Below are 14,076 nucleotides of genomic sequence, written 5' to 3'. Positions count from 1 at the left end.
TCAGGAATATTAGTGAAAACTTAAATTTTTATAAACTTTACATGGAAAAGTTGCATATTCTATCACGAAGAAAAAATCCTCATAAAAACTCATAAAAAAGAGCACCGAAGCGCTCTTTTTTTATCGGGATATCTCCGATCAACCAGATATTTACTACGTGCATAGCGCTTGGCATCATTCAGGCAAGAAGCCGTGCTCCTTGAAACACTGACTGGCGCAGCCATAGCCTTGGCAGTAATTCAGGCAAGAAGCCGTGCTTCGTGAAATCCTGATTGGCGCGAGCATAGCGCTTGGCATCATTCAGGCAAGAAGCCGTGCTTCGTAAAATCCCTCACTGCCGCGAGCATAGCTCTTGGCGTAAAATCGGCTAAAAGCTATCGCTTTTAGAAATCCCGATTTTACTCCCATTCAATAGTTGCAGGTGGCTTAGACGATACGTCATACACAACACGAGACACATCTTTAATTTCATTCATGATACGAGTCGAGATTTTATCGACTAGATCATAAGGAAGATGCGCGAAACGAGCAGTCATAAAGTCCACAGTTTCTACTGCACGCAGTGCAATCACCCATGCATAACGGCGACCATCACCGACAACACCGACAGATTTCACCGGCTGGAATACCGCAAATGCTTGAGCAGTCTTGTCATACCAACCGCTGGCACGAAGTTCCTGCATGAAAATGTCATCAGCAAGACGTAAAATGTCTGCATATTCTTTTTTCACTTCACCCAAGATACGCACACCTAGACCTGGGCCTGGGAATGGATGACGGTAAATCATGCTGTGTGGCAAGCCCAAAGTGGTACCCAATTTACGTACTTCATCTTTAAACAAGTCACGTAATGGTTCAACCAGTTCAAAAGCCAAGTCTGCTGGTAAACCACCCACGTTGTGGTGCGATTTAATCACATGTGCCTTGCCCTGTTTGCTTGCAGCAGATTCAATCACGTCTGGATAAATCGTACCTTGAGCCAGGAATTTTACCCCATCTAATTTACGTGCTTCTTCAGCAAAGACTGCAATAAACTCACGGCCAATAATTTTACGTTTTGCTTCAGGATCAACTTCGCCTGCAAGTGCAGTCAAGAAACGCTCTTCTGCAGCAGCACGGATAACACGAATCCCCATATTGTCAGCAAACATTTGCATCACTTGATCACCTTCGTTCAAACGAAGCAGACCATTGTCGACAAACACACATGTCAGCTGATCACCAATCGCTTTATGCAACAGCGCTGCAACGACAGATGAATCCACACCACCTGAAAGACCAAGTAATACTTTTTCATCACCGATCTGTTGGCGAAGCTGTTCTACACGTAGATCAATAATGTGTTCTGGCGTCCATAGACCGCGGCAACCACAAATTTGATGAACGAAGTTCGACAGTAATTCTGCCCCTTTAGAGGTATGTGTCACTTCAGGATGGAACTGAATACCATAGAAACCACGAGTTTCGTCAGACACCATCGCAATTGGACAGCTTGGAGTTTGTGCAGTGATCTGGAAGCCTTCTGGAATACGGGCAACCTTGTCACCATGACTCATCCAGACATGCAACTGGTTTTCACGGTCCTGTAAATTACCGATCAGCTTGTCACGTACCACGATATCAACTTCTGCATAACCGAACTCATGCACAGTACCTGGCTCGACTTTACCGCCAAGCTGTTCGCACATGGTTTGCAGGCCATAACAAATACCCAATACCGGTACACCGAGCTCGAATACCACTTGTGGCGCACGCGGGCTGCCTTCAAGGTGAACGCTCTCAGGTCCACCAGACAAGATGATACCGTTTGGATTAAATGCACGAATGTCTTCTTCAGACATATCATAGGCATACATTTCAGAATATACACCAGCTTCACGGACACGGCGTGCAATGAGCTGACTATATTGAGAACCGAAATCCAGAATCAGGATACGATCTTCAGTAATTTGAGTATTGGTAGTCATGACGAACAACTATGAAAGGCAAACGAAAGATAAGCGCCGTATTCTAGCATTTTTCTTGTGTTTAAGCACACTATTCCAATTGGTTTAAATATTAAACAGTTAAGAAATTTCAGAAAATAATGCCCTCATTTTTGACTGGTTCACAGGAGAGCAGAGTTTCGCTGCTTTCCTGTTCCAGCCAAATGAATGGTTTATTTCACGCGTTCAATCTGAATCACTTCAATATCGGTGGGTTTGTTGCGGTGCGTATCGACCTCGCCCCAGACTTCTACCCGATCGCCTGCTTTGAGTTTTAATCTTTTCCAGTGGTCGTCATCCACATCAATCATGATGCTGCCGGTTTTATCTCTTAATTCAAATTCGTCACTTTGTGCTGCACGCTGTTTGACGATCTGCCCCCTTAAGGTCACGCCAGTTTCATCTTTCATTTTATGTGCCTGAGCAATACTGACCACATTCTGTTTTGCTTCCTCCAGAATAGCCTGATCTGATTTAGCCCAAAGTGCCGGACTGGCAGCTGCCAGAACCAGTGTCGCCAGAATATATTTTTTCATGTGTTTTGACCTGCCATTTTTATGATGATTCCATGATCTAAACAGAAAGCCGAAATAGATGCCGCAGACGTTGTGTAACGCCATGATGAACTTGTGTCATCTGCTCAAAAAGCCCCAATAAAAATATGTTTATACGCTGATACATCCACTTTAAAAGTGAAGGGATTCGCCCGACAGCAGAAAAATAAGCCGCAAAATAGTCGACTTTTATTACTGACTTTATAGGTGATCGCTGTTAGGATTTGAGCACACTTTTGCTTGTACTGGGCTCATGGAACTGATTGATTTTATCTTGCATGTTGATGATCACTTGCTTGAATTTATCACCAATTACGGGATCTGGATTTATGCCATTCTTTTCCTGATTATCTTTGTGGAAACAGGTTTGGTGGTGATGCCGTTCTTGCCCGGCGACAGCTTGCTATTTGCAGCAGGTGCTTTGGCAGCGTCTACAGGTGTGATGGATCCCTGGGTACTGATTCCGCTTTTATTTATTGCGGCAGTATTGGGCGATACCCTGAATTACCATATTGGCAAATATATCGGGCCGCGGGTTTTCGAGATTGAATCGCGCTTTATCAATAAAAAACATTTATTAGCGACCCAGCAATTCTTTGCCAGACATGGTGGTAAAACCATTATTTTTGCGCGTTTTGTGCCTTTTGCTCGTACCTTTGCACCTTTTGTCGCTGGTGCTGGCAGCATGAATTACAAATATTTCCTGAGCTATAATGTAGTAGGTGGATTTATCTGGATCAGCTCATTTGTCATTCTGGGCTATATGTTCGGTAATATGCCGATCGTCAAAGATAACTTCACCTATTTGATTTTCGGTATTATTATTTTAAGTGTCTTGCCAGGTGTGATCGGCTTTATTCAACAAAGACTCAAAAAAAGTAAAACAGCTTAAGATTTTTTATAGCCTGTGCATTTAATCCCAAAGCTTGATCAGTAATGGGATCAGACAAAGCAGTACAAACAGAGCCGAGCCTTTATAAATAAGGCCGGCTTTTATTTTTTCAGAGTGACTGCTCAAAATTGCCTGACCAAAGACCATCCAGAAAATCCCTACTGGAACGGTACTCAAGCAAAAGGCAGCAAACACCAGAACAAAGTTGGTCGGACTTTGCCAGGTTTCCATGGGTAAAATCCCGGAGGCCAACAATGCTGCTTTAGGATTGCTTAAGGTGACAGTAAACATTTGCCAGGGACGAATCTGCGGATGATTTTTGCTATAGCGTTCTAACTGCTGGGCCTTATATAAATGCAGCGTCATCCAGCCCACACAGATGGTACTCAGGACATACAGCAAGCTTTTGAAGTTTGGCCAGATCGGTAAAGCCAGATGAATTAACAAAGCCCAGACATTAATCGCATAAAAATAGCCCATCAGAATGGCAGGAATATAAAGGCTGGTTTTGGCCTGACCCTGCTGATACGCAGAGCTGGCGACCAAGGCATTCGCCGGCCCTGGAATCATCAGAACGGCGATTAGCCCCAATACAAATAACCAATTTTCAATCATCGTGATGAACTATTCCGGGCCTAGCTTATAGCTTAATCAATATTCTCATGCCAGAACAGCTCTATAAATCTAGGATGCTGAGACGATACGCGCCATTTCAAGTGATATTAAGCGGAATATCAGCTCGGCTATTTTGAAAAAATCATAAAAAATGCTGACCCAAGATCAGCATTTATGAAGAGATCAGGAATTCGTTATTTAGCAATATTCTGACGAACCACAATCGGACAATTTTTGTAACGAGCGGCCTGAATAATCGCTTCCTGTTCACCTAAAAGCCGTGCCAGTTCGGTGCGCTTGGTATTGGATGACTGTCCCATATTGACGGAAACACTCGGACCAATTCCCCAACCACCGCGACTACCCCAGCCACCACCCAGACCGACGCCCACACCTACACCCGTGCGTTTTGGCGCTTCCACGCCATTGTCGATATATTGCTGAATACGGTTATATTCGCCTTGCAGCTGCTGACAACCCAAGGTCTGATACTGGGTCGGGGACACATAGGTGGGTTTTACCGTTGTTGCACAAGCACTCAGCAATGCAAATGCTGCAATACTCAGGCTTAATTTCACAAGTTTCATAGTTAACTCGATCTTAGTTCTGCTCTATCTCATTGAACAACGATTGATAGGCCTGAGTCAATTTATGATCAGTAGCCAAATGAATCAGGGGCTGATTTTTATGATGAGATTCTTTCATTAAGATGGAGGGCGGTAACATACTATTGAGTACGGGCAATCCTTCATCTTTCAGTTGCTGCACCACTTCACGCGGTAATCTGGCCTGTGCCTGAAACTGATTCACCACAATACCTTCAATTTCCAGTCTTTCATTATGGTCATCTTGGGTTTCAATGACATTTTCAATCAGGGTCTGTAAGGCACGTTTAGAAAACACATCACAGTCAAATGGAATCAGCACGCGGTCTGCCGCAATCAAAGCTGACAGTGTAAAGAAATTAAACGCCGGTGGGGTATCAATAAACACCCGATCATATTGCCCGGACAATTGTTGTAAAGCATCTCGCAGTTTGTAGATTTTATGCTTGGACTCCAGTGCATGTGCCAAAGCGCCCAGTGTCGGGCTGGCTGGAATCACATCCAGATACTTAAAGGGAGACTGATGCACATAACTTTCCAGACCTTTGCTACGGCTTTTCAAAATCGAGCCAATTGCATTGCCGAGCAAGCCTTTACTTTGCTGATTGCCCAGCACATTTTCAAAATAGTTTTCAATATTCGGTTCTAATGCCGGCTTGTCACTTGAATAGGTCGCATCGTCACCTAATACGTATTGACTGGAATTGGCTTGTGGATCCAGATCAATGAGTAAAGTTTTTAAACCCTGATGTGCGCTGATCGCGGCCAGATTAACGGTAATACTGGACTTACCCACCCCACCTTTTTGATTAAATACCACACGTGTATGCATGTCCCCTCCTGTTATTTTTAACTACTTTTATCACACTTGTATTTTTAATTATTCACATAGGCAGACTGCGCTTGAAGTCACAGCCTGCTTGCTTTTAGCCAAAATTCGGCTTGATCATCACCAAGGTCAAAATAGAAACCAATGAAACTACCGCAATAAATAAGCCAGCCCGGCGTTGTGCCAGCAAGATTGAATCATCTTTTTTATAGGCTTTAGCTAAAGAGGATACCAGCACAAAAAATAAAATAACCTTGGCATAAAACCAGGGTTGCACATCAAAATCCTTGATCACCAATGACACAATACCTGTAAACGCGATCACCGTAATGGCCAGATGCTGTAAAGCCACCAGTGCAATTCGTGCCTTTGGATTCGGTAGGTTGCCTTGTGTACCAATAAACAAAGTCAAGGCACGGGCAAGAATGGCGACAATCGCCAATCCTGCTGCTGACATATGAATAATTTTGACTAAAAGTTGAGTTTCCATCATTTCCTCTTAGTTTTTTGGTGCATGTGCACAAGCTGGACTGGTCGTGTCCTGCCCTGCCCATTCTTCAGGCAAAAATGCATGGATTGCCAGCGCATGAATCTTGTCTTTGGCCAGTAAATCACCAGCAGCAGCATAGACTTTCTGATGACGCTGGACTGGACGTAAACCGGCAAAGGCCTGACTGACAATCACAGTTTTAAAATGAGACTCTTTTCCAGGGAAATAACCGCCATGACCCGAAGATTCATTCACCACGTCTAAATGGGTCGGAGATAATTGTGCTAAACGATCTTTCAGTTGTTGTTCTAAGCTCATGGCCTGACTCCAATCTTTGAAAATATAAAGTCAGTATACCTTGTTCTGCTGAGTATTTTGGTAATCTGTTACAGCGCAATCTGTTGATTGTGGCGAAGTTTCATGAATTCCCACATGAATATTGGTGATTTATTGTCTGGTCTAAAATATTTTGCTTTTATTTTATGCAATTGATACAAGATTTTTAACAAAGGTGTTGACCACATTTTTTCATGCTGTATTATACACGGCATGCGGGAATAGCTCAGTTGGTAGAGCATAACCTTGCCAAGGTTGGGGTCGGGAGTTCGAGTCTCCTTTCCCGCTCAAAATTTTTTCATTTAGTTTTTTCATTTAAAAAACTTTATAGACTCCGCGGGAATAGCTCAGTTGGTAGAGCATAACCTTGCCAAGGTTGGGGTCGGGAGTTCGAGTCTCCTTTCCCGCTCCAGATTCAAAAAGCCCTCATCGAAAGATGGGGGCTTTTTTATTGTTGATTTTATTATATTTTTAAAAATCCCCCTTCCTTTGTTATTCAATTTAATAAAAAATATTCTTAATGTAATTTATATTTTGTGACCAAGATGTGACCATGGCGTGCCCACGACCTTATCCGTTGTTCTGAACTGTAATTACGCTCCACTGGTCAAGAATGTGACGGATTATACCGAAGAAGAATATCAGTCCATTCGGACAGAGTTACTCCGTAATACGCATGGTCAAAATCATTGGTTTATGCTTGCCCATTTACTGGGTCACATTGACCCTACAGAAACCTTTAAAAGCTATATTCATCTGAGCTACCTGATCGCTGGGCATAAAATACTGCAATATCATCCAGACATAGATACTCAATTAGTAAAGAAGATGATGGGCTACCTACCTTCTTTCAAATTTTTAAACACAGTAAAAGATACTGCTCCATTCAATTTTGAAAAGCATGCTATTCATTTAAGTCAGCAGTTACTCAACGACCAAACTGACTGGTTAAAAAGTAACATAGAAGACATTCTGGATGAGGTTTCATTTAACTCACAGCCTCATGATTTTTCTAAATATTTCGCAGGAACAAAGGAATCCAAAATCTCATTTGCATGGTTTTTTAAGTGCCTAAATTTACTAGAAATTCATCATGATCCAAATCAGGTCTCACAGGAAATGAGCTTACCTATAGAACTGGTTGAGTACTGGTATAAAAATGCCAAACAACTGGGCCAACTCAAGTCTCAAAAAAACAACCCAAGGTTATTTGATCTCAACAACACGAATCATCTTGATAAACCTTTAAAACCCGCCATGATTGATACCATTGAAGAGTGCACAGCAAGGAATTATTCCTTTGAAAATATTCAAAATATCTTTGAAAAAAAGCCAGATCAAATAAAAGCGGTGCTTGAGACATTTTTAAGTCGTGTTACGGTTTCGCATACTGGCATTCATTATCGATGGAATAAAATCGATCAATTGGAATCATTTTATTTCAAGGTAAAAGACCTGTTTCCCCATCAATTTTGGCATTTGCTTGGACAAGACTTGGTACAATTGTTAGATAAAAAGAAACAGCCTTTATTACTGAAGCTGGCTAAATCGAGCACAACAGAGCATCCTACCACTCAAGAAGATTATGTTCGTCTCCAGCTTTACTCAACAAAAGATGCCAAAGCACTGGCCGCATTTAAATTCTGTTTACATTTAGCCTGTATTGGCAGACCTCGATCTCTTGAACTTAAAGCTGAAGGTCTAAAAATAACTACATGCTGTTAAATAATTTAACCGTTGCTTCCTTATCTAAAGCCAAATTTAATATATTTAGTAAAAATTGAGTGTCTGATCAACGATAATTAAATAGTATAAACTCTATGAATTAGCAGCGTCTGAAACAGGGATCGGTCATGCGTACAACATCAGAAAAAACTGCAAAACAGAAAATGATATTAGCTAAGGCAGTTTTAGCTGCTGCTGAACGACTTGGTCTTGCACAGGATCAACTAGCCTTAATACTCAGTATAGATTCGGTGAAAACTTTAACTTCTATTGAATTAGATCCCACTTCAAAACAGGGAGAAATCGCCCTCACTTTAATCCGTATTACCACATCATTAGATGCTCTTACAGGTGGGGATACAGCTTGGATGCAGCATTTTATGAAATCACCCAATAAATTGATGAATGGCATTCCAATAGAACAGATTCAGAACCCTCAGGGATTGGCCTCTGTTTTACAATTGGTGGAAGGTCTTCGGGCTAAACTTTAAGATAAGCAAAGTATTAGGCTATACACAGAAAAGTCTTTCAGAAAAGACTAAAGTGAATAAAACAACAATTTCAGAGATAGAGAATGGCCATTTTACAGGTTCATTTGACATATTTGAACGTGTGCTTGATGGCATGGGTTTACAATTCGAAGTGAATAAAAAAAGTTTAACTTGCCCCAATGGGATGAAATTGAAGAAATATTTGCGGAATATGATGAATAAATTAGATTAGATTTATGTTCACATTTGATATTACACCTAATAATGTAGGCATAGTTCCACTGGTCAGCGCTCTCCATTAGATTATGAAGAGGCCCATCAAAAGATTAATACCAGTCAGTTAAGGAAATTTGGATGAAAAAAAATCTAAATTTCCTTATATTTGAATTTAAATTGATCTAAATTTATGTCTTAATTGAGCATAATTTTAGTTTTTCAATTCTTAACTGACCGGCATTGTGGTAGGTATCGGGCTTTCATAATTCAATTTAGGAAGCGAGCAAATTGCGCAAGACATAGTGCAAGATACCACCGGCCTTAAAGTATTCCACCTCATTCAAGGTATCAATACGACACAACACTTGAAAATGGCTACACGTACCATCGGTATGTTGCACATCTACTTTCAGCATTTGATGCGGATGAATATCATCAGACAAGCCTAAAATTGACAGTGTTTCATGGCCCGTTAGGTTCAAGATCTGCCGGTTTTGACCCTCTACAAACTGTAAAGGTAACACCCCCATGCCAACCAGATTGGAACGGTGAATCCGCTCAAAACTTTCAGCAATCACCGCTTTCACCCCCAACAGGTTGGTGCCTTTGGCCGCCCAGTCACGTGAAGAACCGGTACCATATTCTTTCCCAGCAATCATTACGAGTGGGGTTTGTTCTGCCTGATAGCGCATTGCCGCATCATAAATCGAGAGTTTTTCTGCACTTGGAATATGCAGGGTATTGCCACCCTCCTCGCCACCCAGCATTTCGTTTTTGATGCGGATATTGGCAAAGGTACCTCGCATCATCACTTCATGGTTGCCACGGCGGGAACCATAAGAGTTAAAGTCTTTTACATCAACCCCCTGTTGCTGCAAATATCGGCCGGCCGGACTATCTTTTTTGATATTACCCGCCGGGGAAATATGGTCCGTCGTGACTGAATCGCCTAATATAGCTAAAATCCGTGCCTGTTTGATCGGCTGAATTGGTCGCACCGGCTGATCAATTTCTGCAAAAAAGGGAGGATGCCGGATATAGGTTGATTGTTCATCCCAAGCATAGGTTTGACTTTGTGGAATCTGGATCGCTTTCCACTTGGCATCGCCTTCAAACACTTCCGCATATTCTTTCTGGAACATCTTGGTATTCACATACTGCAGTGCGGCATCAATTTCCGTTTGTGTCGGCCAGATATCTTTTAAATAAACTGCTTGGCCATCAAAGCCTTCACCTATCGGCTCAGTAGTGAGATCAGTTCGGATATTCCCGACCAGACCATAGGCAACTACTAAGGGTGGCGAGGCGAGCCAGTTGGTTTTCACCAAAGGATGCACCCGTCCTTCAAAGTTACGGTTTCCGGAAAGCACTGAGGCTACATTCAAATCAAAACATTGCACAGCTTCTTCAATCACTTCAGGTAAAGGTCCCGAATTACCAATACAGGTAGTGCAACCATAACCCACCAGGTTATAACCCAGTTGATTCAAATAAGGCGTCAACCCTGCTGCATCAAGATAATCGCTGACCACTTTGGAACCTGGAGCCAGTGAACTTTTCACCCAAGGTTTTCGCTGCAAACCTTTTTCGATTGCTTTTTTGGCCAATAGGCCTGCTGCCAACATGACACTGGGATTCGAGGTATTGGTACAGGAGGTAATGGCTGAAATCACTACATCACCATGCTGCAACGGATATTTTTCACCATCAATCATACAAAAAGCATTTTCATGTGGCAGGTTGGCCTGTTTCGCTTCAACAGCCGTACCTCCCCCTCCTTCATTTTCCAGACGCTCTTTTTCTTCTTTGACCGGTTTCAAGGTCAGATCCATGAAGGCATGAAAGATTTTTGGCACTTGCGACAATAGCACACGATCCTGCGGGCGTTTCGGGCCCGCCAGACTGGCTTCTACTGTCGACATATCTAAAGCCAGAGTGTCGGTAAAGACGGGTTCATCCCCCGGATTACGCCATAATCCTTGCAACTTGCTATAGGCCTCTACCAAGGCAATTCTTTCCGGCTGACGTCCGGTTAAACGTAAATAGGAAAGCGTTACCTCATCAACCGGGAAAAAGCCACAGGTAGCGCCATATTCGGGTGCCATATTGGCAATAGTGGCACGGTCAGCCAAGGGTAAATCGGCCAGACCATCGCCATAAAATTCGACAAATTTTCCAACTACGCCTTTTTGGCGCAGCATCTGGGTAATGGTCAGCACCAGATCAGTTGCTGTAATACCTTCTTTGAGTTTACCTATGAGCTTAAAGCCGATCACTTCTGGAATCAGCATGGAGATCGGTTGGCCCAGCATGGCCGCTTCCGCTTCGATGCCGCCCACTCCCCAACCTAACACGCCTAAGCCATTGATCATGGTGGTATGTGAATCGGTACCGACTAAGGTATCAGGAAAGGCAAAGCGCTGCCCATCGACCTCATTGCTCCAAACTACTTGTGCCAGATGTTCCAGATTAACCTGATGGCAAATCCCGGTTCCTGGCGGCACCACGCGAAACTGATTGAGCGCAGCCTGCCCCAACGTAGAAACTGGTAGCGCTCGCCATTGCGTTGCATCTCAATGGCGACATTCTGCTCAAAAGCTTGCGGGCTGGCAAAGTAATCGACCATCACCGAGTGATCGATGACCAAATCCACCGGTGACAACGGATTAATTTTTTCCGGGTCACCACCGGCTTTGGCCACTGCTGCACGCATCGCGGCAAGATCAACCACTGCGGGAACACCGGTAAAATCCTGCATCAGCACCCGTGCCGGACGATACTGGATTTCCTGTTCTGAGGTTTGGTTGTTTAACCACCCTGCCAGCGCATGAATATGCTCGGTTTTCACCGTGAGCTGATCTTCAAAACGTAGTAAATTTTCCAGCAAGACTTTTAAAGATTTTGGCAGCCGGGACAGGTCGCCCAATTGCGCTTGCAATTTGGACAGGTTGAAAATCTGATAGTGTTCTGAACCGACGGTCAATGTTTCTAAGGTATTAAAACTATTGATATCACTATACTTGGCCATCTAGTTTACCTCCGGCTTGAGATGTTATTTTTATGATCACAGTCCACCACTTCTTTACTTACTGTATGCCAACTGCGCGGCGGGTTTGTTATTATTTATTATCGGATTGTGCTAGGCAGTTAAATGCAGGGCTGCCAGGAATTTTTGCCAGAGAGTTGTCGACAGTTCAGATCCGGCATCGACAATCTTTCTGCCAATTCCGTAAGGAGATAAGTTAAATTGAACCGCGTATTTTCAGAGTGATTTCAGATCACTACGTAGCTAGGGCTGTTTTACAGATCGAAATGATAAATTGCTTTAAAAAAGAAACTAATATATTTCTTATAGAACCTAAAAGAAATAAATGTGTCTACAATAAATGAATCTTTACTTCAGCAAATCAAAAAAAGACGAACCCTATTGGGCTTAAAGCAAGTTAATATGCAATCCCGTACAGGCATTTCAAGACAGCAGTACCAAAAACTGGAAAGTCAGGGTAATCCACGATTAGAGACCTTAGAAATTATCGCGGCAGGATTAAATGCTCAACTGATGCTCATTCCAGATGATAAAGTTCATTTAATCAGACAATTATTGAATGATGAAATTAAAATCACGATCGAAGATCAGGATGACTTAATGACCAACCCATGGAAGGGTCTTCTCGGAGATGAGGAATCATGAATCCTCTTAACGAGGTATTTTACCGGGTACTGACCATTATTAAAAAATTTATGCTTCATCCATAATCCATTCTTTAAAAAGAGCATCCTCGATTTCATAAGTACCATTTTCTGGTTTAAAAATAATTTGTTTTTTTGATAAAGAACGTAGGGCAGATTGAATACTTGATACTGCAATGCTGTCTACACCGATGGAGTCAGCAAGATGCTGTCTAAATTGAATACTGTAAAGTTCAACTTGTGATTCAGCTATGGCTTTTAAGAGCAGCTGTTCTAATAACTTAAACTCTCCCCATAATCCTGAAAAGTCACGGTGCCCCATTGTATCGGCTATAAGCTGTTCCTTTGCAAAATCTATAGCCAGCATTGGGTTTAATGCTAAACGCTCAACCAATGACCTCACCAGTTGAGGACTTTGCTTCATATCTAAAAAAGCACACCATAAAATTTCTTTATCCAAACTACGTCCTGTTGTTTGATTAAATACATCTGTCAGATGATCTGTAAATGCTTTTGTTAGATTTGGAAAAGGTAAATTCTGCCCATAATGAAAAAATGGAGCACTACTCACAGAAAACATTTGTCTCAAGCCCTCTCGACTTGAACCAGTAAAAATTACCTTTATCGTTTCTTTATGCATATCTAAAGCAGTACGCAAACTGGCAATAGTTGTTTTATATTTTGAACTAGCTAAAGCCTGAATCTCATCAAGTAGCAATAAAATAGGTTTACCCTGCTGAGCCAGTTTTGTAATACTAGATAAAATACTGGAATTCACTTGCCCTTGTGCAAGAGTCACTTCGGCTTTTACACCTGCCACCTCTGTACTTAAAGAGCCAATATTTTTAATCCAATGATTGGCTTTACCAATCAAGCCATTTTGCTGTGAAAACTCATCAAGAGCTTTTACAAACTGTCCTTCACTATGCAGGCCTGCATCTAAAAAACTGAAATAAAAAACGCGCCATCCAAGCTGTTCTGCTAAGGGCGTAATATCTTTTCGTAAAAATTCAGTTTTTCCCATCCGGCGTGGGGCAAAAAAAGTCAGAGAACTAGCTAGTCCAGTCTCAAACATGCCTAAAATTTGTTTAGCTAGTTCTGTACGTGGAAAATGCCAAGGGTCATTGGAGATGCTACTCATTTTAATTACTCAACAATGATTCTTTATTGCTATAGATTGTATTAGATTTCATTAGATTGTAAATGTCTAATTAGACTTCTTTAATCTAATAGGATCTAATCACCCAATAAAGCACCTTTTCACCGATCAACCGACACATTTTATAACTCCATTATTTTGTGGCTTAATAGCCATATCTGAACATAAGACCCAATATTATGGATTTAAGATTCAGAAAAACCTGAAGAAGTTGTTGCGTTTTATGTGAGAGGCTTCGTAAAGAACGACTTTATCTGGAAATAAATCCACGCTCAAAAAACTTAATGCTTACTATAATTGATGGGGTGAATATTGGCTTTGGGGTACACTGGTCTCCTCAACAGCAATCACAGGTCGACCATTAATTGCCTTTGAATACAGTGCTGAAGCGATCCGTAAAGGTTTAGAACTCTCCTCGTACCTACCCCCATTAAAAGGTGACCCATTAAGAAAAAACTTTCCTACATAGCACATGGGATTACCAAGTCA

11 protein-coding genes, 2 tRNA genes and 4 pseudogenes are annotated in these 14,076 nt (G+C 42.0%); 8 read left to right on the top strand and 9 right to left on the bottom strand.

Translation table 11 applies throughout. The features are described from left to right. Positions 1–398: 398 nt before the first annotated feature. Together guaA and FTU95_RS10275 are read right to left on the bottom strand one after the other, a co-directional pair. Complete coding sequence (guaA, locus tag FTU95_RS10280; RefSeq protein WP_005094597.1) at positions 399–1,967, bottom strand: glutamine-hydrolyzing GMP synthase; 1,569 nt, start codon at positions 1,965–1,967, stop codon at positions 399–401. Positions 1,968–2,158: 191 nt separating this feature from the next. Further along, positions 2,159–2,521 carry a NirD/YgiW/YdeI family stress tolerance protein gene (locus tag FTU95_RS10275; protein ID WP_005173783.1) on the bottom strand — a complete coding sequence of 121 codons (363 nt, stop codon included), beginning with the start codon at positions 2,519–2,521 and terminating at the stop codon, positions 2,159–2,161. Positions 2,522–2,792: 271 nt separating this feature from the next. Between FTU95_RS10275 and FTU95_RS10270 the strand changes: the two genes are divergently transcribed. Then, the gene (locus tag FTU95_RS10270) at positions 2,793–3,431 is read left to right on the top strand and encodes a DedA family protein (protein WP_005094600.1); all 639 of its coding nucleotides are present in this window, start codon (positions 2,793–2,795) and stop codon (positions 3,429–3,431) included. A 21-nt stretch (positions 3,432–3,452) separates the two neighbouring features. Here FTU95_RS10270 and FTU95_RS10265 read toward each other — a convergent pair whose 3' ends face one another. The 5 genes from FTU95_RS10265 to FTU95_RS10245 all read right to left on the bottom strand — a co-directional run bounded on the left by FTU95_RS10265 (position 3,453) and on the right by FTU95_RS10245 (position 6,288). Further along, the gene (locus FTU95_RS10265; RefSeq protein WP_005094603.1) at positions 3,453–4,046 is read right to left on the bottom strand and encodes a hypothetical protein; all 594 of its coding nucleotides are present in this window, start codon (positions 4,044–4,046) and stop codon (positions 3,453–3,455) included. Between the two features lie 194 nt (positions 4,047–4,240). Continuing rightward, positions 4,241–4,633 carry a hypothetical protein gene (locus FTU95_RS10260; RefSeq protein ID WP_180078414.1) on the bottom strand — a complete coding sequence of 131 codons (393 nt, stop codon included), beginning with the start codon at positions 4,631–4,633 and terminating at the stop codon, positions 4,241–4,243. 13 nt (positions 4,634–4,646) lie between these two features. Further along, entirely contained in the window at positions 4,647–5,483 is an 837-nt protein-coding gene (locus FTU95_RS10255) for a ParA family protein (RefSeq protein WP_005094607.1), read from the bottom strand. A gap of 94 nt (positions 5,484–5,577) precedes the next feature. After that, the gene (locus FTU95_RS10250; protein WP_100329694.1) at positions 5,578–5,970 is read right to left on the bottom strand and encodes a SirB2 family protein; all 393 of its coding nucleotides are present in this window, start codon (positions 5,968–5,970) and stop codon (positions 5,578–5,580) included. A 9-nt stretch (positions 5,971–5,979) separates the two neighbouring features. Next, complete coding sequence (locus FTU95_RS10245; protein ID WP_005094610.1) at positions 5,980–6,288, bottom strand: BolA family transcriptional regulator; 309 nt, start codon at positions 6,286–6,288, stop codon at positions 5,980–5,982. A 233-nt stretch (positions 6,289–6,521) separates the two neighbouring features. Between FTU95_RS10245 and FTU95_RS10240 the strand changes: the two genes are divergently transcribed. The 5 genes and pseudogenes from FTU95_RS10240 to FTU95_RS10220 all read left to right on the top strand — a co-directional run bounded on the left by FTU95_RS10240 (position 6,522) and on the right by FTU95_RS10220 (position 8,744). Beyond that, positions 6,522–6,594: transfer RNA gene (locus FTU95_RS10240), tRNA-Gly, on the top strand. A gap of 48 nt (positions 6,595–6,642) precedes the next feature. Beyond that, positions 6,643–6,718, top strand: a tRNA-Gly gene (locus FTU95_RS10235). 155 nt (positions 6,719–6,873) lie between these two features. After that, positions 6,874–8,031: pseudogene (locus FTU95_RS10230) on the top strand (site-specific integrase); the annotation flags it as partial. 128 nt (positions 8,032–8,159) lie between these two features. Further along, on the top strand, positions 8,160–8,522 hold the full coding sequence (locus tag FTU95_RS10225; RefSeq protein WP_180078412.1) for an MbcA/ParS/Xre antitoxin family protein: 363 nt from the start codon (positions 8,160–8,162) through the stop codon (positions 8,520–8,522). Beyond that, positions 8,482–8,744, top strand: a pseudogene (locus FTU95_RS10220) (helix-turn-helix domain-containing protein). Before FTU95_RS10225 ends, FTU95_RS10220 begins: the two are co-directional and overlap by 41 nt. Before the next feature lie 266 nt (positions 8,745–9,010). On the opposite strand, the pseudogene acnA reads toward FTU95_RS10220, so the two are convergent. Continuing rightward, positions 9,011–11,766 (bottom strand): annotated as a pseudogene (acnA, locus tag FTU95_RS10215) (aconitate hydratase AcnA). A gap of 354 nt (positions 11,767–12,120) precedes the next feature. On the opposite strand from acnA, the gene FTU95_RS10210 reads away from it, so the two are divergent. Continuing rightward, positions 12,121–12,429, top strand: coding sequence for a helix-turn-helix transcriptional regulator (locus tag FTU95_RS10210; RefSeq protein ID WP_005173768.1), 309 nt, complete (start codon positions 12,121–12,123; stop codon positions 12,427–12,429). 48 nt (positions 12,430–12,477) lie between these two features. Here FTU95_RS10210 and FTU95_RS10205 read toward each other — a convergent pair whose 3' ends face one another. Further along, positions 12,478–13,569: an ATP-binding protein gene (locus tag FTU95_RS10205; protein ID WP_180078410.1), complete on the bottom strand. Its 1,092-nt coding sequence runs from the start codon at positions 13,567–13,569 to the stop codon at positions 12,478–12,480. A gap of 346 nt (positions 13,570–13,915) precedes the next feature. Between FTU95_RS10205 and FTU95_RS15050 the strand changes: the two are divergent. Beyond that, positions 13,916–14,053, top strand: a pseudogene (locus tag FTU95_RS15050) (type II toxin-antitoxin system HipA family toxin); the annotation flags it as partial. Positions 14,054–14,076 lie beyond the last annotated feature (23 nt).

Source organism: Acinetobacter sp. YH12208 (assembly GCF_013418055.1).
GTDB lineage: Bacteria > Pseudomonadota > Gammaproteobacteria > Pseudomonadales > Moraxellaceae > Acinetobacter > Acinetobacter pseudolwoffii.
This window is presented reverse-complemented; position numbering and strand designations above follow the sequence as displayed.

Excerpts from the sequence above, each read along its gene's own strand:
- FTU95_RS10260 (WP_180078414.1), bottom strand. The coding sequence starts at position 4,633 with ATGAAACTTGTGAAATTAAGCCTGAGTATTGCAGCATTTGCATTGCTG.
- FTU95_RS10255 (WP_005094607.1), bottom strand. The coding sequence starts at position 5,483 with ATGCATACACGTGTGGTATTTAATCAAAAAGGTGGGGTGGGTAAGTCC.
- FTU95_RS10245 (WP_005094610.1), bottom strand. The coding sequence starts at position 6,288 with ATGAGCTTAGAACAACAACTGAAAGATCGTTTAGCACAATTATCTCCG.
- FTU95_RS10225 (WP_180078412.1), top strand. The coding sequence starts at position 8,160 with ATGCGTACAACATCAGAAAAAACTGCAAAACAGAAAATGATATTAGCT.
- FTU95_RS10275 (WP_005173783.1), bottom strand. The coding sequence starts at position 2,521 with ATGAAAAAATATATTCTGGCGACACTGGTTCTGGCAGCTGCCAGTCCG.
- FTU95_RS10250 (WP_100329694.1), bottom strand. The coding sequence starts at position 5,970 with ATGGAAACTCAACTTTTAGTCAAAATTATTCATATGTCAGCAGCAGGA.
- FTU95_RS10265 (WP_005094603.1), bottom strand. The coding sequence starts at position 4,046 with ATGATTGAAAATTGGTTATTTGTATTGGGGCTAATCGCCGTTCTGATG.
- guaA (WP_005094597.1), bottom strand. The coding sequence starts at position 1,967 with ATGACTACCAATACTCAAATTACTGAAGATCGTATCCTGATTCTGGAT.
- FTU95_RS10270 (WP_005094600.1), top strand. The coding sequence starts at position 2,793 with ATGGAACTGATTGATTTTATCTTGCATGTTGATGATCACTTGCTTGAA.
- FTU95_RS10205 (WP_180078410.1), bottom strand. The coding sequence starts at position 13,569 with ATGAGTAGCATCTCCAATGACCCTTGGCATTTTCCACGTACAGAACTA.